Source organism: Agrobacterium leguminum, from assembly GCF_005144435.2.
Lineage (GTDB): Bacteria > Pseudomonadota > Alphaproteobacteria > Rhizobiales > Rhizobiaceae > Agrobacterium > Agrobacterium leguminum.
Genome location: NZ_CP120212.1, coordinates 575367 through 594526 on the forward strand (window position 1 = coordinate 575367; position 19160 = coordinate 594526).

Genomic DNA, 19160 nt, shown 5'->3' on the forward strand with positions numbered 1-19160 from the left:
TAGCGGCTCACGCCGCCGGGAAAATCTTCGCCCGGCGGATGATGACGGAACCGCGGTCTCCGGCGGCGACATCGTTTTCCGGCGGCACGTCGAATTCCAGAAGGTCGCCGCCATCGGTGCTGGCGATCACCCGGCGCTCGCCCGCGCGGTCGAGAACCCGCGCCACAGAAGCCGGAATGCCCTCATGCAGATCTTCCCACTCCAGATCGCCGGGGCGGGCATAGATGTCCACCGCGCCATCGCCCTGAGCATAGGAGAAAGGCAGCTCGTTATCGCCGACATAGACCTTGCCGCCGCGCGCCACGCCGGACACCCGGTTGGCATCGCCCAGAAAGCGCATGACGAAGGCGCTGTTCGGCTGGCGGCAGACCTCCTTCGGCGTGCCCTGTTGTACGATCTCGCCCTGATTGAGAATGACGACACGGTCGGCAAGATCGAGCGCCTCTTCCTGGTCATGCGTCACGAAAATCGTGGTGATGCCGAGCGAATCGTGAATCTCGCGTAGCCAGCGGCGCAGGTCGCGGCGCACATTGGCGTCCAGCGCCCCAAAGGGCTCATCGAGCAGAAGCACCTTCGGATCGACCGAAAGCGCACGCGCCAGCGCCACGCGCTGCCGCTGGCCGCCGGAAATCTGCGCCGGGAAACGGTCGCCCAAGCCATCGAGCTTCACCAGCCGCAGAAGCTCTTCGACGCGGGCATCGATTGCCGCCTTGTCCCGCTTCACCTTCGAAACCTTCATGCCGAAAGCGATGTTTTGATGCAGGGTCATATGCGGAAAGAGCGCGTAGTGCTGGAATACGAAACCGACGCCACGATCCCGCACCGGAATATTGGTGGCGTCCTCGTCGCCGAAAAAGATCCGGCCGCCATCGCTATATTCGAGACCGGCGACCATGCGCAAAATCGTGGTCTTGCCGGAGCCTGAGGGACCGAGCAGCGCCAGAAGCTCGCCGCTTTCGATATCCAGCGAAACATCGCGCACGGCGCGGAAGGTATCGAAGGTCTTCACCACATTTTCGAGGCGGATTTTCATGGGAATCAGGTCTCCGTGGCGATGGCGGCATCGCCGTTGGTCTTCTTGGCCCCGCGCCCGGCGCCGCGTCGTTCCAGCGCCACCTTGGCAATGATGGTGACGACGGCGAGGGTGGCGAGGATCGAGGCCGAGGCGAAGGCGCCGGCCGTCTGGTAATCGTGGTAAAGCAGCTCGATATGCAACGGCAGCGTATTGGTCTGGCCGCGAATATTGCCCGATACGACCGATACCGCGCCGAACTCGCCCATCACGCGGGCGTTGCACAGCACGACGCCGTAAAGCAGCGCCCATTTGATATTCGGCAAGGTGACCGAAAAGAAAGTGCGCCAGCCGGATGCGCCAAGCGAGGTCGCCGCCTCCTCGAGATCGCGGCCCTGCGCCTGCATCAGCGGGATGAGTTCCCGCGCCACGAAAGGTGCGGTGACGAACATTGAGGCGATGACGATGCCGGGCAGCGCAAAAAGTATCTTGATGTCATGTGCATCGAGGAACGGGCCGAAAAGCCCCTGCAGCCCGTAAACGAAGAGATAGGCGACACCCGCGACGATGGGCGAGATGGAAAAGGGTATCTCGATCAGCACCAGCAGGAAGCGTCGACCGGGGAAATCGAACTTGGTAATCGCCCATGCGGCCGCAACACCGAAGGCCGTGTTCACCGGCACGGCGATCAGCGCCGTCAGCACCGTCAGCATGATGGCGTGGCGGGTATCGGGATGGGTGATGGTGGCCGTATAGGCCTGCCAGCCCTGCGAAAACGCCTCGACGCCGATGATGATAAGCGGCGCGAGGACCAACAGGGCGCCGATGACCAGCACAAAAGAAATCAGGCTGCGGCGAACGAGAGGCGAGTCGCCGACGCGTGGAGGTTTGCGATGTGAAGAAACGGCGCTCATCTCTCAGCCCCTCACCGTATAACGAAGCGCGCGCGCCTGCAGATAATTGGTTACCGCCAGCATCACGAAGGCGGTGATGAGCAGCACGGAGGCGATGGCGGCGGCGGCCTGATAATCATATTCCTCCAGCCGGATGAAGATCAGCAGCGCCGTGATTTCCGTCGAAAACGGCTGATTGCCGGCGATGAAGATGATCGCCCCGAATTCGCCGAGGCTGCGGGCGAAGGAGAGCGACAGACCGGCGAGCAACGCCGGCGTCAACAGCGGCAGGATGATCTTGCGGAAAATTTCGAGATCGGAACCGCCAAGCGACTGCGCCGCTTCCTCGAGCGCCGGATCGAGATCTTCCAGCACCGGCTGCACCGTGCGCACGATGAAGGGCAGGCTGGTAAAGGCCATCGCCACCATGATGCCAAGCGGCGTGTAGGCCACCTTGATGCCGAATTGCGAAAGTACCGAGCCGAACCAGCCATTGCCCGCAAACAGCGTCGTCAGCGCAATGCCGGCAACGGCGGTCGGAAGCGCAAAAGGCAGATCGACGATGGCGTCGACAATGCGCCAGCCGGGAAAACGGTAACGCGTCAGCACCCAGGCGAGCGCCAGCCCGAAGATGACGTTGAACAGCGTGGCGGCGAGCGCGCAGAGCACGGTAACACGATAACTGGCCACGGCGCGCGGCGACGAGATGATCGACCAATATTCGGCAGGGCCAAGGCTTGCCGCCTTGAACACCAATGCCGAGAGCGGCAGAAGCACGATGATGGCAACGTAAGTCAGGGTAACGCCAAGGGACAATTTCAGCCCCGGCAGAACATTCCGCTTCAAACCCCGCCCCCCATTCATCAAAAAGCGACCCGGCGGTTTCCCGCCGGGTCTTTTACCTGTTGCGTATCGCTGTGATTAACGGCTGCCGTAAAGCGTATCAAGCGTCGCGCCGGATGCAAAATGCTCTTTCTGGATTTTGTCCCAGCCGCCGAAGACATCATCGACGTTGACGAGGCGAATGGCCGGGAACTTGTCCTTGAATTCGCCGACGACCTTTTCATTGTGGACGCGGTGGCCGAATTCGGCGGCGATACGCTGGCCTTCCTCGGTATAGAGGAAGTCGAGATAGCTTTTCGCCAGATCGCGCGAGCCGCGCTTGTCGACGACCTTGTCCACCACGGCCACCGGGAATTCGGCCAGCAGGCTGACGGAGGGCACGACGCCTTCCACCTTGTCTGCGCCATATTGCTTGGCGATGCCGCGCGTCTCGGCTTCGAAGGTGATCAGCACGTCGCCGATTTCACGCTCAACGAAGGTGGTGGTGGCGGCGCGGCCTCCCGTGTCGAACACCGGCGTATTGTCGAAGATTTTCTTGACGAATGCCTGAACCTTCGCGTCGTCGCCGTTGAACTTCTCCTTGGCGTAAGCCGTGGCGGCGAGATAGGTGTAACGGGCGTTACCCGAGGTCTTCGGATTGGGGAAAACGATCTTCACATCGTCGCGGGCAAGATCGTCCCAGTCCTTGATACCCTTGGGATTGCCGGCGCGCACGAGGAAGGACGGGAAGGAATAGAAGGGCGATGCGTCGTTCGCAAAATCCTTCTTCCAGTCGGCCGAAACGAAGCCCTGCTTCACCAGAAAATCGACATCGGTGACCTGATTGAAGGTGACGACATCGGCTTCCAGACCCTCGACGATGGCGCGCGCCTGCTTGGAAGTGCCGGCATGCGACTGGTCGACAGTTACGCCCGGATGCTGCTTGATGAACGCCTCGTTCTCGGCCGCGAAAACTTCGCGGGCGACATCGTAGGATGCGTTGAGAATGGTGGTCGGAGACTGCGCCTGCGCCGCACCTGCAAAAAGAGCGGCAATGGCAGTACCGATAATGAGAAGACGTTTCATGAATACCCCCGGCAATTCGAATGGTGCTCAACATAGCGGGCGGCGGCAACACCCGCGAGAAACAGCCATGCTTTCCGGGCGCGCGGATTGGAAATTTCACCCAAAGAATATCGGCTCCAAAGGCGATGATTTCATATACGACAAGAAGCCGGATTTCTTTTGCGCCGACCTAAAGACGATGATCGGGAAACAGATTGCCGGAATGCGCGGCAAAATAAGGCGCAATGTCCTCCTCCCTCACCTCCTCCAGCCGTGCCGGTTGCCAGCGGGGATTGCGGTCCTTGTCGACCAGCGCCGCACGCACACCTTCGTAAAAATCATGCCGGCGCAATATTTCCGTACCGGCGGCAAATTCCCGCTCCAGGCATTCGATGAGGCTCGCGCTTTCCCGGCCGAGGCGCAGCAGCTTCAGGGTCAGTTTCAGACTGGTGGGGGAGCGTTTTTGCAGGACCTCGAGGGTTTCGCGCGAAAACGCATCCTGTCGCGCCGAAAGCGCGGCGACAATCTCCTCGACCGTGTCGAAACGGAATGTCGCTTCGATGATATCCCGATTTATAGATAAAATGCCTTCTCCGGCCTCGACGGCGTGCGCCGCGATCGCGGTCTCGATGCTGTCTGTATCCACCGCTTGCGACAAGACTTGGACCAACCCGTCGAGACGGTCCGAAGGAACAAGATAGTCGGCAAAACCGGCATAGATGGCATCGGCAGCGGTAACGGCATTGCCCGTCAATCCCAGCCAGGTGCCGCATTCGCCCGGCGCCCGTGGCAAAAGCCAGGAGCCGCCGACATCCGGGAAGTAACCGATGCCGGTTTCCGGCATGGCGAGTTTTGTGCGTTCCGTGACGATGCGGTGGCTGCCATGGGCTGAAATGCCGACACCGCCGCCCATGACGATGCCGTCCATCAGGGCAATATAGGGTTTACCGAAGCGGGCGATGCGATAGTTGAGCGGAAATTCTTCCCGCCAGAAATCAAGCACCTGCGGGTCGCCCGCCTTGCCGAGATCGTGAATGATGCGGACATCGCCCCCGGCGCAAAGCCCCCTGTCGCCTTCCCCTGTAAGGACCACACAGGAAACACCGGCATCCTCTTCGAAACGCTGAAGCGCCTGAAACAGGTCGCGCACCATCGGCAAGGTCAGGCTGTTGATGGCCTTCGGGCGGTTGAGGCGAATGATGCCTGCCCCTCCCCGTTTTTCGACGATGACCTGCGCATCCGCTTCCGTTCTCTGTTCCAAGACCGCCTCCTCCGCTGCCCATTCATCCGGCCATCTTGGCGGCCCGGGCGCGATCACGCAACGTTGATCTTGTTCTGCGGGAACGTCTTTCGCTCAAACCGCTTTAACGGGCAGAAAATGCCGGAAATCCGTTTTCGCAATGCAGCATGTTTGCTTGACGGCCGGAAAATCATGGCATGTAATGGGTTCTGGAAATGCCGGCATTGATTCCTGTCGAGCGTGTGCCGGACCAAAGCGGAATGTCGCCTTCTCATAGGCGCTGTAAACAGCAACGGGAGACGAGCATGCAGGTTTCGGAACACGAATGGATCAGTAAACGGGCATATACACTCTGGGAAAAAGAAGGCCACCCCCATGGGCGCGACGCGCACCATTGGGAACAGGCCAAGCATGAATTTTCGCTGCTGAAGACATCGGAAGCGACGAAACCCGCAACGCGCAAGAAGGCCGCTCCCAAGGCCGCCGCTGTAGAAGCCGCACCGGATGCGGAAGCCCCGGCAAAACCCAAGGCCCGCGCCCGCAAGGCTGCCGCCGCGAAATAACGGCTCGCAAATCTAAACTGAAACCATAAATGAAAAAGCCCGACAATCATGCCGGGCTTTGTCCGTTTAGCGCGGGTCACAACCCGGATCGCCGATCCGGCAGCCATCGCGGAAATTTTCCGAGGCAGGCGCACGGCGCGGGTCATCCCATTGGCGACGCTCTGGGCGACGCTGGCCTTCATCCTGGTTCTGCTGGCCATCGCGATTGCGGTCGCGGTTTTCATCTTCGAAGCGACGGCGGTCGTCGTCGCGACGCGGCCTGTCCTGATTTCTGTCACCCTGGTTCCAGTCGCCGTAACGACGTTCCCAGCGTCCGTCATTCGGACCGCCCTGGCGCGGATCGCGCCACTCGTCACGCGGGCGCGGGCGATCCCAGTCGGCGCGGGGCGGCGGAGGCGCGGCGTTCCAGTAACCGCCGGACGGCGGCGGACGGCGCCAGCGGTCGCGCTCGCGGTAAAAGTCGCGGTCGCGATAATAGCGGTCCCAATAACGGCCGACTTCGAAGGTGATCACCGGCACGCCGAGATCGCGGTAATAACGCGGTTCGACATAGACCCGGTTCTGCCGGTAGGTCGTGGCGATATAACGCCCGGCCACCCAGCCGCGACCGCCCACGAAGGAAACATCGCACCACGGCGTATCGGAAAGGCAGCCGTGCACGGTGAGCGGCGCGCCATTCGGGATAACCACGACGGCCGGATAGGCTGTGCTCGGGCCGGAGCGCATATTCACATTCGCGGTGGCGAAACCCCGCGTCGCAGCTTCGGCAAGTGCCGGTGCGGCGAGCATGGCCACCAGCGCAATTGCGCCAAACAGTTTTTTCTTCACTTCTTTCTCCTCAAGCAAAGGCCCGCTTTGCCCTTGTCAGCATCCACCATGTTCGATGGACGAGTATGCGTTCCGCATACTGCCACGACCGGAAAATACGCGGTTCTGCATGAACGCAGCATGAAACAAATGAGACATCCAATCAGTTCCACCTGCGGCAATCAGCGCCCGATAAATCGCCGCCGGAATGGACCGCCGGTCTTGACTTCGGGGGGCAATCATCCGACTTCAATGCAACAGCAATATGGAGCAGAACCATGAGCGAAACCGCACAGACGACCGTCGACCAGAGCGAAGTGGATCGCTTCTCCGCGATGGCTGCGGAGTGGTGGAGCCCGACCGGCAAGTTCCGCCCGCTGCACAAGTTCAATCCGGTACGGCTCGAATATATCCGCAACCGCATCTGCGAGAATTTCGGCCGCGACCCGAAGGCGCACCGCCCGCTGGAAGGGCTGCGCATATTGGATATCGGCTGCGGCGGCGGCCTTCTCTCCGAACCCGTTGCACGCATGGGCGCGGATGTGGTGGGCGCCGATCCCTCGGAAAAGAATATCGGCATCGCCTCCACCCATGCGCGCGAAAGCGGGGTCAGCGTCGACTACCGCGCCGTGACTGCCGAGCAGTTGCAGGAAGCCGGCGAAACCTTCGACGTCATCCTTAACATGGAGGTGGTCGAGCATGTGGCCAATGTCGATCTCTTCGTCACCACCTGCGCGAAAATGGTGCGCCCCGGCGGCCTGATGTTCGCCGCCACCATCAACCGCACGCTCAAAGCCCGGGCACTGGCGATCTTTGCCGCCGAAAACGTGCTGCGCTGGCTGCCGCGCGGCACGCACCAATATGAAAAGCTCGTTCGCCCGGAAGAGCTCGAGCGGCCGCTGGTGGCGAGCGGCATGGATATCATCCACCGCACCGGCGTCTTCTACAACGTGTTGCAGGATCGCTGGAATCTTTCGCCGGATATGGACGTCAACTACATGATGCTGGCGAAGCGGCCGGCGCAGGGGTAATCCCGGACGCTATTTGCGTGAGGTCGTCTGAAGGAGTTCAGTTGACGTCGTCGGGCAGCACCGGCAGCGGCGCGATCTCGATACCCTCGTCCAGCAGGGCCTTGGCGTCCTGCGCCGAGGCATTGCCGATGATGCCGCGCTCATCCGCTTCGCCATAGTGGATCTTGCGGGCTTCTTCCGGAAATTTATCGCCGACATCTTCGGCATTGGCGCGGATATTGGCAACGGCCTCGCGGATTTTCGCAAGCGCCTCTTTTCGGGCGCTATCCATGGCGAGCGTCTGGCGTTCGTCTTTCTTGCGGGCGGTGGAAACCGAAGGCGCCATCAACAGCTTGGAGACCTGCACGGAATTGCAGACCGGGCAGGACAGGAAACCGCGCTGCAACTGATCGTCGAAATCGTCGCTACCGGCAAACCAGCCTTCGAACTCATGGCCCTTTTCACAGGCCAGCGCATAACGGATCACGCCGCTTCACCTCCGGCAGGTTTCAGGGGAATAACCGTATCCAGACCGAACTCGCGGGCATTGCGGAGATTGGGAATTTTTCCGCGCGCGGCAGCCACCAGCGAGGTATCGATCTCGGCGAAGATGATCTCTTCGCCAGCGCCGCCGGCAACGGCCAGAACCTTGCCCCATGGGTCGATGATGATGGAATGGCCAAAGGTTTCCCGCCCATCCTCATGCACGCCGGCCTGCGCGGCGGCGATGACGAAAGCGCCATTTTCGATGGCGCGGGCGCGCAGCAGGATTTCCCAATGGGCCTCCCCCGTCTGTCGGGTGAAAGCCGCCGGAACGGTCAGAACCTCCGCACCTGCCAGCGCTTCCGCGCGGAAAAGCTGCGGGAAACGGACGTCATAGCAGATTGCGAAGCCGAATTTCCCCAGCGGAAGTTCGGCGATACGCGCCACTTCGCCGGGTTGATAGGCAGCGCTTTCACGCCAGCTTTCACCATTGTCGAGATCGACATCGAACATATGGATCTTGTCATAGCTGCAGATGCGCGAACCATCCGGCGCGAAGAGAAAACCGCGATTGGCGATCTTGCCATCCGGGCGGGCAATGGCCGTGGAGCCGACATGGACATGAATGCCGAGTTCGCGGGCAAGACGGGCGGCCGTCGCAACGATGATATCGCCATCGTCATCACGCAGTTGCGCACGCAGCGCCTGCCTGTCCTTCTGGATCGCGCCCGTCATTTCCGGGGTCTGCACATAAACGGCGCCCTCGGCCGCAGCCGCACGCACCAGCCGTTCCATATCGGCGGCGTTTCTTGCCGGATCGACGCCGGAGCGCATCTGAATGGCGGCAGCCTTGAAACTCATCACATCCTCCATACCCGCAAGATCGCGGCCGATCAGGCGGCCAGCAGCGCGTCCAGTTTACCGGCGCGCTCGAGCGCGTGCAGATCGTCGCAGCCGCCCACATGCTGGCCGTTGATGAAGATTTGCGGGAACGTCGTTCCGCCGGACTTCTCGATCATTTCCTGCCGGTATTCCGGTGTCGTCGTGGCGTTATATTCGGCATAATCCACGCCCTTGCTGTCCAGCAGCGCCTTGGCGCGTGCGCAATAGCCACAAAAATCCCGCGTATAGATCGTCACCGGTGCCATGTTTTCAAAGCCCTCGCAAACGTGCGCTAAAACGCACGATAAAGTCATGTCATTCAGGTTTCATATAGGCCCGGAAATGGCCATTGCAAAGGTCAAAACCGTCACATCCGCGGCACCGGCCCTGCGCAGGGCGCGGCTCGCCGCACCCACCGTCGCGCCGGTGGTATAGACGTCGTCCACCAGTACCACGCGCCTGCCATGGACATCTGTTTCCCGGCCGGGTGCGAGCGCGAAAGCGCCGCGCACATTGTCCCGCCGGGCAAGCGCGGAAAGCCCCACCTGCCGCTCTGTCGGCTTCACGCGCAGCAGCGTGCCGGCAAGCAAGGGCTTGCCGGAGGCCCTGGCCAGATGCCGCGCCAGCTCGGCGGATTGATTGAAACGGCGGCGCAGGAAACGGTTGCGATGCAATGGAACGGGCACGATGCAATCGCAGGCATCCACCGTTCCGTCACTTGCCCTCAGCATCCACAGCGCCATCAGGCGGGCGAGATCGGTCCGGTCCTGATATTTCAGCCGGTGCACCAGCTTGCGGGCGGTTCCCTCATGGCTTGCAACGGCGCGCAGCCGGTCAAAAGGCGGCGGTTCGGCAATCGCCTGCGCGCTCACGAAACCGTCTCCGTGATCCCGCGCGAAGGGAATGCCCAGAACTTCGCAAAAAGGACGATCGATAAAGGCCACATCCCGCCAGCAATCCGCACATAAGGCACCCTCGCCGCCGGTCATTCGGGTGCAGCCCGCGCAGGTTGGCGGGTAGACCATACGGAAGACCGCACGCCACATGTCTCCCGCCGCCGCCGGCACGGCCGCAGACTTTGACAGCAAACCTGAAAACAGACTTTCACCAGCACCCATGAGGTTGACTTTACCGCCGAACGGGTGCCTTTGCGAGAGCGATAGTTCCTTCCCGACACCGGGAAAACGATGCCCCAAGCGGCATGAGACCAACGATACGGCCCGCCGATCCCGAAGGCGTTTGAGGCCGAGCAGGCAAGACGATGGATATTCTCTTTGACCAGGCCCTGATCGAACAAAACCGTCGCCGGGCCTGGAACCGGCGCGACGACAAGGCCCTGTTTCTTCTCGACATGGCGGCCGAAGAGCTGGCCGACAGGCTTGCCATCGTCGAGCGCCAGTTCGAGACCGCAATCGAACTTCATGGCGGCACCGGCGTCACCGCCCGGCGGCTGGCGGAGACCGGCAAGGTGGATACCATTCGCCGTATCGAAACCGAAAGCTGTTTTGCGACGGATGCGAATGTTCCCGAAGCCGCTTCCATGGAGCATCTGCCGCTCGAGGAGGCCTCCGCCAACCTCATCGTTTCACCGCTTGCCCTGCATCTGACCAACGATACGCCCGGCGCGCTGATCCAGATCCGCCGGGCATTGAAACCGGACGGCCTGTTTCTCGGCGCCATTCCCGGCAGCGGCACCCTGCAGGAACTGCGCGACGTGCTGCTGACCGCCGAGGCGGAGCTGACAGGAGGCGCCAGCCCGCGCGTCATTCCCTTCGCCGATGTGCGCGATGTCGGCGCGCTCTTGCAGCGCGCCGGGTTTGCGCTCCCCGTGACCGATGCGGAAAGCTACACCGTGCGTTACGATTCGATTTTCCCGCTGATGCGCGACCTGCGCGCCATGGGCATGGCCAATCCGCTGGCAAGCCGCAGCAGAAAACCGCTCAACCGCGCCTTTTTCCTGCGCGCGGCGGAGCTTTACGCCGAGCGATATTCCGATCCTGACGGGCGGATAAGGGCGACATTTTCCATCATCTATGTATCAGGCTGGGCGCCGCACGAAAGCCAGCAGAAACCGCTGAAACCCGGCTCCGCCAAGGTGCGGCTTGCCGATGCCTTAAAGACAACCGAGGTGAAGCTGTCCTGAGCGATCAGCCAAAAGGCTTCAACTCGACCAAAGTGTCCACGATGAACTGAAACACGGCATTGATATTGCTGCTGATGCTGCCTGCGCCAGCGATGAGGGCGGCGGAAATCAGCCCGACAATCAGGCCGTATTCAACCGCTGTGGCACCGTCTTCGCTTTTGCAAAAATTGATAAAAAAATGCAGCACAGGATATTCCCCATCCGCCATCCGGTGCGTTGCGACAACCGGCTTCTGCCCTGTTGAAATCAACTCTATCCTAGGTCGGCGATGTGAGGAATCCGTTACCTTTGATGGTAAACGATCAGCAACCGCTCTCGTTGCTATAACCCGTGACCACGCAGGGCATTTCCGGCATCGGCTGGGTGATGCTGCGACGGATGGAATAGGTCTTGCCCACATCGGTCTTCTTGATGGAGCCCGTGCTGATCATGTCGTAATTGTCGGGAAACTGCGCCACCCGCGTGGAGGATTTTCCAGCAAGCATGGGGGTAACGATGAGCGAGAGCGCGATAACCGCCGTGCCGAAAAGCAGCGCCACATTGAGCACGCCGGTGCGACGGGATTTGTCGGAATACAAGTGACGACCTTCCACCGTCTTCCAGAAATCCTCGTTCATGACCAACCTCGTCTCGCGCAGTTTACCGCTTCTTTAGCTTAACAATCTGCCAGAGGGTGCTGAACGATCTCTTAACACAGCCCCGTTTTGGCACGGCAAAGCGCTGCAAACGGGGCATTTTCACGAAGCTGTGACGGGATAATACGCGAGGAACTCGGGGGACTTCCCGATTTTATAGCAGATCCTGCAGGAAGGGGATGAGCGGCTCATCGGCCGGCGGCATGGGGTAATCGCGCAGGGCCTGCGGCTTCACCCATTTAATCGCCTGTCCTTCCCGGCCATGCGCAATGCCCTCATAACGGCGGCACACGTAAAGCGGCATCAGGAGGTGAAAGGTCTCATAGGTGTGGCTGGCAAATGTCAGCGGCGCGAGGCAGGCGACCTTGGTTTTGATGCCCAGCTCCTCGTCCAGTTCACGGACAAGGGTTTCCTCCGGCGTCTCGCCATGCTCCACCTTGCCGCCCGGAAATTCCCACAGGCCTGCAAGCGACTTGCCTTCCGGACGCTGCGCCAGAAGAATGCGGCCATCCTGATCGAGAAGGGCGCAGGCGGCGACCAGCAGGATTTTTTTGCCTGCCTCGCTCATTCGCCGGCTCCCTTGCGCCAGTAGCGATAACGATAGGCCTCGGAGAAGCCGAATTTTTGATAAAGGGCGATGGCAGGCGCATTGGTGGAAACCACCTGCAGCCAGGCGGTTTTTGCGCCGCTGATTCTCGCCCAGCGCAGTGCCGACGACAAAATCTGCGTGCCGAGGCCCTTTTTACGCTGCGACTTTTCGACATCGAGGGAGATGATGCCGGCAAGGTCGTTATCCTGCACGCAAATCACGGTCGCGAGCGGATTTCCTTCCACTTCCTCATTGATGAAGAGGCCGAGCGCCGGCTTGATGGAGCTGACGATTTCCGCAATCGCCGGACGGAGCGCCGGGTCGCTATCGCTGACCTTGATGCTCGCCTCGACAAAACGACCGATATCGTGGCTCGGCAGGCTGACCAGCGTTTCGGGCAGCTCCATGCCGGAGAGATCGGCCGTCATGACCATCACCTCTTCGAACACGGACCAGCCGTCATTCGCCAGAAAATCCCGGAGCTGCGGCGGCATCAGCGTCGTTTCGCGCACCACCAGCGGTCGGCCGAAATCTTCGAAACGCTTGCGCGCCTTTTCCAGCCGCACCGCGCTGTTTCCGTAATCGGAAGGGTCCAGCGGCACCACGCAGTTGATGCGCTTGGAGGGGTGCGAACCCGTCAGGCGGATTTGCCAGCTGCCGTCATAAATCACCGACGAGGCAGGCCATGCCCGGAAGCTGACGGCTTCCAGACGGCGAACCAGCGGCAGATTGACGGCTTTATTGTCCTGCATTCTCTTCGGCTCCAACGGTCAGCTCCGATAGTCGCCGTTGATCGCAACATATTCTTTCGTCAGGTCACAGGTCCAGACGGTGGCAGTGCCCTGACCGAGGCCGATATCCACCTTCACCGGAATGTCTTCGAGACGCATCACCGCGCTGGTTTCCGCCTCCGAATAATCCGGGTCGCGCTCGCCGTTGACGGCCACGCGCACGCCGCCGAACCAGATGGCGAGGCGGTCACGGTCGGCCATTTCGCCGGACTTGCCGACGGCCATGACGACGCGGCCCCAATTGGCGTCTTCGCCGGCAACCGCGGTCTTCACCAGCGGCGAATTGGCGATGGAGAGGGCAATCTTCTTGGCGGCGGCATCGTTTTCCGCGCCCGTTACGGTGACTTCCACCATCTTGCGCGCGCCTTCGCCGTCACGAACCACCTGCAGGGCAAGGTCCTTCAGGAGATCGTTCAGCGCGGTGCGGAAGCCGGCAAGGCGCTCGTCATCGGCGCTCGTTACCTTCACCTGGCCGTCTTCAGCGGCAGCACCTGTCGCAAACAGCATCAACGTATCCGAGGTGGAAGTGTCGCTATCGACCGTCACGGAATTGAATGTCGGGCCAACACCGGCAGACAGCAGCGACTGCAGGGCGGCGGGCTCGATATCCGCATCCGTCACCACGAAAGAGAGCATCGTCGCCATGTCGGGCGCAATCATGCCAGCGCCCTTGGAAATGCCGTTGATCGTTACGATCACGCCGCCGATCTCGGCGGTGCGGGTCGAAACCTTGGGATAGGTGTCGGTCGTCATGATCGCCTTGGCGGCTTCCTGCCAGAAATCGGCTTCCGCCCTGACATTCATGTCGCCGAGAACGCCGGCAAATTTCGTCGCATCCAGCGGCTCGCCGATCACGCCCGTCGATGCCAGGAAGACCTCGCTCTCGGAGCAGCCAACGGCGGCAGCGGCGGATTTCGCCGTCAATTCGGTCGCGGCCTTGCCCTTGACGCCGGTAAAGGCATTGGCATTGCCGGAATTGACCACCACGGCGCGCGCCACGCCGCCGCCGAGATTGGCGCGGCAGAAATCGACCGGGGCGGAAGGGCATTTCGATTTGGTGAAGACGCCGGCGACGCTTGCCGGCTTGTCGAACACCATCAGCAGAACGTCGGTGCGGTTCTTGTACTTGATGCCGGCGGCGGCCGTCGCCATGCGAACGCCGCGCAGCGCAGGCATGTCGGGATAGGATTTCGGAGCGAGCGGGGAAACGGCAACGGACATGGGAAGCGCCTGAAATTCTGGAAAAGGGGTCTGGAATGCCGAGATGAAACGGGGCGGCCCATAGCCGCCCCGTAACATTTGTTTTTACTGCTGCGGCTGAGCCTGCTGTTCCTTCGTGGCTTCGTCGTAGCCCTTCTTCAGCGTCTCATCCATGATTTCGATCTTCTGGTCGGCCTTTGCCTTCTCGATGAGGGCAACGTACTTGTCACGCATGACAAGCTGACGAACCTGCGGCTCGACCTGCTCGAAAGCCGGCGGCGGCGCGATGCGCTTGTCTTCCAGCTTGATGACGTGGAAGCCGAACTGGGTCTTCACCGGCGCCTTGGTGTAGGCGCCCTTTTCGAGACCGAAAGCGGCTTCTTCGAATTCCGGCACCATGCGGCCCTTGCCGAACCAGCCGAGATCGCCGCCGTCGTCCTTGTTGGAATCGGTCGACTTTTCCTTGGCGAGCGCGGCGAAATCCTTGCCCGAATCAAGCTGCTTGATGATGTCCTTGGCTTCGTCCTCGCTGGCGACCAGAATGTGGGCGGCCTTGATTTCCTCTTCCTGCGGCAGGGCTGCGACTTCCTTGTCGTAGCGGGCCTTTACTTCGTCAGCGGTAACGGCATCGACGACATGCTTGCGGAAATAGGCGTTGTGCAGCTCACGGTCCTGGATGAATTCCATGCGCTTCTTGAAATCTTCAGTCTTTTCCAGACCTTCGGCGCTGGCGTTCTTCACCAGAAGCTTAACGTCGATCGCGCCGGAAAGGGCTGCAACCTTCTTCTGCTCATCGGGAAGCTGCGCGAGCTGCGGGTCGAGGTTGCTCATGGCGAGGTCGAGTTCGGACTGGTGGATTTCCAGATCGCCAACCTTGGCGACAACCTTGTCTTCCTGTGCGAAAGCCGGAAGCTGGAGGCCGAGCGTGGCCACAATCACCGCAGCCGCAATTTTATTATAGCGCAACATTTTGAACCTTTCGGGGACAATGCCGGCTCCAGACATGGTTTCCGGCTCTGAAAAAACTTCCAAACACCGGATTGTGGCCATTCTGTAACGGGCAGAACCGTTGACATCATTTGCCCCCCCTCTTATCTGTCACGCAACCTCGCGTCCAGATACGTTGAAGGGCGAAGTCCGTCATTTATGCTGAAATCGGCGTGACGGAGAAAAGCGCCCGGCAAAACGGAATTTCAGAAAGGGCCAGTAAGATGGTCAGTCTCGGCGGAATAGCCCGCAAGTTGTTCGGTTCGGCAAATGACCGCCGCGTCCGCTCCTATAAAAGCAAGATCGCAGCCATCAATGCGCTGGAAGAGGCCACCAAGGCGCTCTCCAATGAGGCGCTGGCGGCCAAGACCGCTGAGTTCCGCCAGCAGCTTGCCGATGGCAAGACGCTGGACGACCTGCTGATCCCGGCTTTCGCCGTCGCCCGCGAAGCGTCGCGCCGCGTTCTGCATATGCGCCCCTTCGACGTGCAGCTGACCGGCGCCATGATTCTGCATGGCGGCGCTATCGCCGAAATGAAGACCGGTGAAGGCAAGACGCTGGTGGCGACCCTTGCGGTCTACCTCAACGCCCTTGCCGGCAAGGGCGTGCATGTCGTCACCGTCAACGACTACCTCGCCAAGCGCGACGCGGCCACCATGAGCAGGCTCTATGGCTTCCTCGGCCTGACGACCGGCGTCATCGTCCACGGGCTGGACGACGACCAGCGCCGCGAGGCCTATGCCTGCGACATCACCTACGCGACGAATAACGAACTCGGCTTCGATTATCTGCGCGACAACATGAAATATGACCGCGCCCAGATGGTTCAGCGCGGCCATAACTACGCGATCGTCGACGAAGTCGACTCGATCCTGGTCGACGAGGCGCGCACGCCGCTCATCATTTCCGGCCCGCTGGACGACCGTTCCGACCTTTACAACACCATCGACGCCTTCATTCCGCTGCTGACGCCGGAAGATTACGAAATCGATGAAAAGCAGCGCTCGGCCAACTTCTCCGAAGACGGCACCGAGAAGCTCGAGAACCTGCTGCGGCAGGCGGGCCTCCTGAAGGGCGAATCGCTTTACGACGTCGAAAACGTCGCCATCGTTCACCACATCAACAATGCGCTGAAGGCCCACAAGCTCTTCACCCGCGACAAGGACTATATCGTCCGCAACGACGAAATCGTCATCATCGACGAGTTCACCGGCCGCATGATGCCGGGCCGCCGTTATTCCGAAGGTCAGCATCAGGCTCTCGAAGCCAAGGAAAAGGTGCAGATCCAGCCGGAAAACCAGACGCTTTCCTCCGTCACCTTCCAGAATTATTTCCGCATGTACGAAAAGCTGGCCGGCATGACCGGTACGGCTGCAACGGAAGCGGAAGAATTCGGCAACATTTACGGCCTCGACGTCATCGAAGTGCCGACCAACCTGCCGATCCAGCGTATCGACGAGGACGACGAGGTTTACCGCACCGGCGAGGAGAAGTTCCAGGCGATCATCACCGAGATCAAGGCGGCGCATGAACGCGGCCAGCCGGTTCTGGTGGGCACGACCTCCATCGAAAAATCCGAACTTCTGGCGCATCTCCTGCGTCAGTCCGGCTTCTCCGATTTCCAGGTCCTGAACGCCCGTTACCACGAGCAGGAAGCCTATATCGTTTCGCAGGCCGGTGTTCCGGGTGCGGTTACCATCGCCACCAACATGGCCGGCCGCGGTACCGACATCCAGCTCGGCGGCAACGTCGACATGCGGCTTGAGCGCGAGCTCGAAGGCATCGAACCCGGTCCGGAACATGACGCGAAGGAAGAGGCAATCCGCGCCGAGATCAAGGTGCTGAAGGAAAAGGCGCTTGCCGCCGGCGGTCTTTACGTCATCGCCACCGAGCGCCACGAAAGCCGACGCATCGACAACCAGCTGCGCGGCCGTTCCGGCCGTCAGGGCGACCCCGGCCGTTCGAAATTCTACCTCTCGCTTCAGGATGACCTGATGCGCATCTTCGGTTCCGAGCGCATGGACTCGATGCTGCAGAAGCTCGGCCTGAAGGAAGGCGAGGCAATCGTCCATCCGTGGATCAACAAGGCGCTGGAACGCGCCCAGAAGAAGGTCGAAGCCCGCAACTTCGAGACCCGCAAGAACCTTCTGAAATATGACGATGTGCTGAACGACCAGCGCAAGGTGATCTTCGAGCAGCGTCTCGAGCTGATGGAAGCCGACAATATCGGCGAAACCGCAGCCGATATGCGCCATGAAGTGATCGAAACGCTCGTCACCAAGCATATTCCGGAAAATGCCTATGCCGAACAGTGGGATATTGCAGGCCTGAAGGCCGGCATCGCCCAGTTCCTGAACCTCGACCTGCCGGTGGAGGAATGGGCCAAGGAAGAAGGCATCGCCGAGGACGATATTCTCCAGCGCGTCACCGAGGCCGCCGACAAATACGCCGCCGAGCGCGCGGAACGTTTCGGCCCCGAGATCATGACCTATGTGGAACGGTCGGTCATTCTCCAGACGATCGACCATCTGTGGCGCGAACATATCGTCAACCTCGACCATCTCCGCTCGGTCGTCGGTTTCCGCGGTTATGCCCAGCGCGACCCGCTGCAGGAATACAAGGCGGAAGCCTTCGAACTGTTCCAGGCGCTGCTCGCCAATCTGCGCGAGGCCGTTACTGCCCAGCTGATGCGCGTGGAACTGGTGCAGCAGGAACCGCAGCAGCCGCAGCAGCCGGAACTGCCGGAAATGACGGCGCATCATCTCGATCCCAATACGGGCGAAGACGAAATGGCGCAGGGCCAGCAGGCCGCGCCCGCCGCCTTCGTGCTGGCCGAGGATCGCGATCCGGAAAACCCCGCCACCTGGGGTCGCATCGGCCGCAACGAAATGTGCCCCTGCGGCTCCGGCAAGAAATACAAGCACTGCCACGGCGTTTACGAACAGGCCTGAGGCAGTTCCTGACAGACAAACGAAAATCGCCCGCACCTTCGGTTGCGGGCGATTTTCGTTGCACCCCTCGATCGCTGTTGACGGATATCAGCAATTTCCAATATGGGAGCCGGATCGTCTTCCGGAAAACGCTTTCATGTCCCCTCGCGACTTTGCCGCCTATGTTTTTCTCGCACTCGCGTGGGGAATGTCCTTCCTGCTGCTTTTGCATGTCGTCGAGGCCTTCGGCTGGATCGGTGCGGTCACGCTCCGCTCGCTGGTCACCGCCATTACCCTGTTTCTGATCGCGATTGCGGTGCGCCGAAAGCTTGCATTTTCCGCGAGCTGGCGCGCCTTTGCAGTCGTCGGCGCAACAACGGTCGCGGGACAGTTGATCGGCCTCTCCTATGCGACGCCGCTGGTCGGCACCGCCATGGCGGCCATATTGGTGGCCACCATCCCGCTCTTTTCCATGCTCATCGCGCAGGTCTGGGGTATCGAGCGTCTGACGCGTCAGGGCATTGCCGGTCTGGTCATCGGTCTTGCCGGCATCGTCCTGCTTGTCGGCTTTCCCGCCGTTCCCGTTACAACCGGTTTCATCATCGGCTGCGCCGCCGCTGTCGCCGCGTGCATCTGCGCGGCCTATGGCAGCAATTTTGCCAGCCGCCACCTGAAGGGCGTGGGTTCCTGGGAAATCACCATAGGCTCATTCCTGACAGGCGGCCTGATGACCCTGCCGCTTCTCTTCGCGGTCCCATTGCCGAGAACGCCTGATCTCATCGATTACGGTTATCTTCTGGTGCAGGCGGTGGTCATGAGCGGCCTCACCTACATCACCTATTTCAAGCTTGTCTCCTCGATCGGCGCAACCAGGGCGATCAGCGTGGAATTCGCCGTGACCGTCGTTGCGGTCCTCGTCGGCGCGCTGGTGCTGGATGAGCCGCTTTCGCTGCCCCAGCTTTTCGGCGCCGGCATCATCATTCTGGGCTGTGCGCTGGTCCTCGATCTCATGCCCAGAAAAAAGGCTCCGCCCACACCGTCCGGGGCGTGAAGAGTTTATTAGCGTTTTCCACCAATAGTCGTGCTGGTCATTGCTGATCACACGGGA

Annotated in this window: 21 protein-coding genes; 5 read left to right on the forward strand and 16 right to left on the reverse strand. The window is 60.9% G+C overall.

The window, feature by feature from the left end:
* Positions 1–7 precede the first annotated feature (7 nt).
* The 5 genes from CFBP4996_RS17125 to CFBP4996_RS17145 form a co-directional block, all read right to left on the reverse strand.
* Positions 8–1033: a sulfate/molybdate ABC transporter ATP-binding protein gene (locus CFBP4996_RS17125; RefSeq protein ID WP_003522562.1), complete on the reverse strand. Its 1026-nt coding sequence runs from the start codon at positions 1031–1033 to the stop codon at positions 8–10.
* Positions 1034–1038: 5 nt separating this feature from the next.
* Positions 1039–1926 (reverse strand): sulfate ABC transporter permease subunit CysW, encoded by an 888-nt coding sequence (cysW, locus tag CFBP4996_RS17130; RefSeq protein WP_080854425.1) that lies wholly within the window; start codon positions 1924–1926, stop codon positions 1039–1041.
* 3 nt (positions 1927–1929) lie between these two features.
* The gene (cysT, locus tag CFBP4996_RS17135) at positions 1930–2769 is read right to left on the reverse strand and encodes a sulfate ABC transporter permease subunit CysT (RefSeq protein WP_078053429.1); all 840 of its coding nucleotides are present in this window, start codon (positions 2767–2769) and stop codon (positions 1930–1932) included.
* A 57-nt stretch (positions 2770–2826) separates the two neighbouring features.
* On the reverse strand, positions 2827–3813 hold the full coding sequence (gene cysP, locus CFBP4996_RS17140) for a thiosulfate ABC transporter substrate-binding protein CysP (protein ID WP_080854424.1): 987 nt from the start codon (positions 3811–3813) through the stop codon (positions 2827–2829).
* Between the two features lie 169 nt (positions 3814–3982).
* A complete protein-coding gene (locus CFBP4996_RS17145) occupies positions 3983–5053 on the reverse strand; it encodes an enoyl-CoA hydratase/isomerase family protein (protein WP_080854423.1) in 1071 nt (356 codons plus the stop codon).
* Positions 5054–5337: 284 nt separating this feature from the next.
* On the opposite strand from CFBP4996_RS17145, the gene CFBP4996_RS17150 reads away from it, so the two are divergent.
* Positions 5338–5595: a DUF2934 domain-containing protein gene (locus CFBP4996_RS17150; RefSeq protein WP_080854422.1), complete on the forward strand. Its 258-nt coding sequence runs from the start codon at positions 5338–5340 to the stop codon at positions 5593–5595.
* A 66-nt stretch (positions 5596–5661) separates the two neighbouring features.
* On the opposite strand, the gene CFBP4996_RS17155 is transcribed toward CFBP4996_RS17150, so the two are convergent.
* Entirely contained in the window at positions 5662–6423 is a 762-nt protein-coding gene (locus tag CFBP4996_RS17155) for an SH3 domain-containing protein (protein WP_121490334.1), read from the reverse strand.
* A gap of 257 nt (positions 6424–6680) precedes the next feature.
* Here CFBP4996_RS17155 and ubiG point away from each other — a divergent pair, with 257 nt between their 5' ends.
* Entirely contained in the window at positions 6681–7433 is a 753-nt protein-coding gene (ubiG, locus tag CFBP4996_RS17160; RefSeq protein ID WP_003522555.1) for a bifunctional 2-polyprenyl-6-hydroxyphenol methylase/3-demethylubiquinol 3-O-methyltransferase UbiG, read from the forward strand.
* A gap of 37 nt (positions 7434–7470) precedes the next feature.
* On the opposite strand, the gene CFBP4996_RS17165 is transcribed toward ubiG, so the two are convergent.
* Genes CFBP4996_RS17165 through CFBP4996_RS17180 form a run of 4 tightly spaced genes read right to left on the reverse strand, consistent with a single transcriptional unit; the run spans position 7471 to position 9895 of the window.
* Positions 7471–7899, reverse strand: coding sequence for a DUF1178 family protein (locus tag CFBP4996_RS17165; protein WP_059753574.1), 429 nt, complete (start codon positions 7897–7899; stop codon positions 7471–7473).
* Positions 7896–8756: a carbon-nitrogen hydrolase family protein gene (locus CFBP4996_RS17170; protein WP_003522553.1), complete on the reverse strand. Its 861-nt coding sequence runs from the start codon at positions 8754–8756 to the stop codon at positions 7896–7898. Before CFBP4996_RS17170 ends, CFBP4996_RS17165 begins: the two co-directional genes overlap by 4 nt.
* 32 nt (positions 8757–8788) lie before the next feature.
* The gene (grxC, locus tag CFBP4996_RS17175; protein WP_003522552.1) at positions 8789–9043 is read right to left on the reverse strand and encodes a glutaredoxin 3; all 255 of its coding nucleotides are present in this window, start codon (positions 9041–9043) and stop codon (positions 8789–8791) included.
* Positions 9044–9103: 60 nt separating this feature from the next.
* Positions 9104–9895, reverse strand: coding sequence for a ComF family protein (locus tag CFBP4996_RS17180; protein WP_020809607.1), 792 nt, complete (start codon positions 9893–9895; stop codon positions 9104–9106).
* A 143-nt stretch (positions 9896–10038) separates the two neighbouring features.
* On the opposite strand from CFBP4996_RS17180, the gene CFBP4996_RS17185 reads away from it, so the two are divergent.
* Positions 10039–10920, forward strand: a complete 882-nt coding sequence (locus tag CFBP4996_RS17185; protein ID WP_080854420.1) for a methyltransferase domain-containing protein — start codon at positions 10039–10041, stop codon at positions 10918–10920.
* 4 nt (positions 10921–10924) lie between these two features.
* On the opposite strand, the gene CFBP4996_RS17190 is transcribed toward CFBP4996_RS17185, so the two are convergent.
* From CFBP4996_RS17190 to CFBP4996_RS17215, 6 genes are all read right to left on the reverse strand, one after another.
* Positions 10925–11128, reverse strand: a complete 204-nt coding sequence (locus CFBP4996_RS17190) for a Flp family type IVb pilin (protein WP_059753579.1) — start codon at positions 11126–11128, stop codon at positions 10925–10927.
* A gap of 94 nt (positions 11129–11222) precedes the next feature.
* Positions 11223–11537 carry a hypothetical protein gene (locus CFBP4996_RS17195; RefSeq protein ID WP_003522548.1) on the reverse strand — a complete coding sequence of 105 codons (315 nt, stop codon included), beginning with the start codon at positions 11535–11537 and terminating at the stop codon, positions 11223–11225.
* A gap of 172 nt (positions 11538–11709) precedes the next feature.
* The gene (gene mutT / locus CFBP4996_RS17200; protein WP_003522547.1) at positions 11710–12123 is read right to left on the reverse strand and encodes an 8-oxo-dGTP diphosphatase MutT; all 414 of its coding nucleotides are present in this window, start codon (positions 12121–12123) and stop codon (positions 11710–11712) included.
* Positions 12120–12896 carry a GNAT family N-acetyltransferase gene (locus CFBP4996_RS17205; protein WP_080854419.1) on the reverse strand — a complete coding sequence of 259 codons (777 nt, stop codon included), beginning with the start codon at positions 12894–12896 and terminating at the stop codon, positions 12120–12122. The genes mutT and CFBP4996_RS17205 overlap by 4 nt, the downstream gene beginning before the upstream one ends.
* 18 nt (positions 12897–12914) lie before the next feature.
* On the reverse strand, positions 12915–14156 hold the full coding sequence (gene argJ / locus CFBP4996_RS17210; RefSeq protein ID WP_080854884.1) for a bifunctional glutamate N-acetyltransferase/amino-acid acetyltransferase ArgJ: 1242 nt from the start codon (positions 14154–14156) through the stop codon (positions 12915–12917).
* Positions 14157–14240: 84 nt separating this feature from the next.
* Positions 14241–15104 carry a peptidylprolyl isomerase gene (locus tag CFBP4996_RS17215; protein ID WP_035237262.1) on the reverse strand — a complete coding sequence of 288 codons (864 nt, stop codon included), beginning with the start codon at positions 15102–15104 and terminating at the stop codon, positions 14241–14243.
* A gap of 242 nt (positions 15105–15346) precedes the next feature.
* On the opposite strand from CFBP4996_RS17215, the gene secA reads away from it, so the two are divergent.
* Together secA and CFBP4996_RS17225 are read left to right on the forward strand one after the other, a co-directional pair.
* Positions 15347–18073 (forward strand): preprotein translocase subunit SecA, encoded by a 2727-nt coding sequence (gene secA / locus CFBP4996_RS17220; protein WP_080854418.1) that lies wholly within the window; start codon positions 15347–15349, stop codon positions 18071–18073.
* 136 nt (positions 18074–18209) lie between these two features.
* Entirely contained in the window at positions 18210–19103 is an 894-nt protein-coding gene (locus tag CFBP4996_RS17225; RefSeq protein WP_035264346.1) for a DMT family transporter, read from the forward strand.
* Positions 19104–19160 lie beyond the last annotated feature (57 nt).

Bases quoted from the DNA above. Each gene is read 5' to 3' on its own strand.
- cysW (WP_080854425.1), bottom strand. From the start codon at position 1,926: ATGAGCGCCGTTTCTTCACATCGCAAACCTCCACGCGTCGGCGACTCG.
- ubiG (WP_003522555.1), top strand. From the start codon at position 6,681: ATGAGCGAAACCGCACAGACGACCGTCGACCAGAGCGAAGTGGATCGC.
- grxC (WP_003522552.1), bottom strand. From the start codon at position 9,043: ATGGCACCGGTGACGATCTATACGCGGGATTTTTGTGGCTATTGCGCA.
- cysT (WP_078053429.1), bottom strand. From the start codon at position 2,769: ATGAATGGGGGGCGGGGTTTGAAGCGGAATGTTCTGCCGGGGCTGAAA.
- CFBP4996_RS17190 (WP_059753579.1), bottom strand. From the start codon at position 11,128: ATGGCGGATGGGGAATATCCTGTGCTGCATTTTTTTATCAATTTTTGC.
- secA (WP_080854418.1), top strand. From the start codon at position 15,347: ATGGTCAGTCTCGGCGGAATAGCCCGCAAGTTGTTCGGTTCGGCAAAT.
- CFBP4996_RS17125 (WP_003522562.1), bottom strand. From the start codon at position 1,033: ATGAAAATCCGCCTCGAAAATGTGGTGAAGACCTTCGATACCTTCCGC.
- CFBP4996_RS17170 (WP_003522553.1), bottom strand. From the start codon at position 8,756: ATGAGTTTCAAGGCTGCCGCCATTCAGATGCGCTCCGGCGTCGATCCG.
- CFBP4996_RS17205 (WP_080854419.1), bottom strand. From the start codon at position 12,896: ATGCAGGACAATAAAGCCGTCAATCTGCCGCTGGTTCGCCGTCTGGAA.
- CFBP4996_RS17195 (WP_003522548.1), bottom strand. From the start codon at position 11,537: ATGAACGAGGATTTCTGGAAGACGGTGGAAGGTCGTCACTTGTATTCC.
- CFBP4996_RS17215 (WP_035237262.1), bottom strand. From the start codon at position 15,104: ATGTTGCGCTATAATAAAATTGCGGCTGCGGTGATTGTGGCCACGCTC.
- CFBP4996_RS17180 (WP_020809607.1), bottom strand. From the start codon at position 9,895: ATGGGTGCTGGTGAAAGTCTGTTTTCAGGTTTGCTGTCAAAGTCTGCG.
- CFBP4996_RS17225 (WP_035264346.1), top strand. From the start codon at position 18,210: ATGTCCCCTCGCGACTTTGCCGCCTATGTTTTTCTCGCACTCGCGTGG.
- argJ (WP_080854884.1), bottom strand. From the start codon at position 14,156: ATGTCCGTTGCCGTTTCCCCGCTCGCTCCGAAATCCTATCCCGACATG.
- mutT (WP_003522547.1), bottom strand. From the start codon at position 12,123: ATGAGCGAGGCAGGCAAAAAAATCCTGCTGGTCGCCGCCTGCGCCCTT.
- cysP (WP_080854424.1), bottom strand. From the start codon at position 3,813: ATGAAACGTCTTCTCATTATCGGTACTGCCATTGCCGCTCTTTTTGCA.
- CFBP4996_RS17150 (WP_080854422.1), top strand. From the start codon at position 5,338: ATGCAGGTTTCGGAACACGAATGGATCAGTAAACGGGCATATACACTC.
- CFBP4996_RS17185 (WP_080854420.1), top strand. From the start codon at position 10,039: ATGGATATTCTCTTTGACCAGGCCCTGATCGAACAAAACCGTCGCCGG.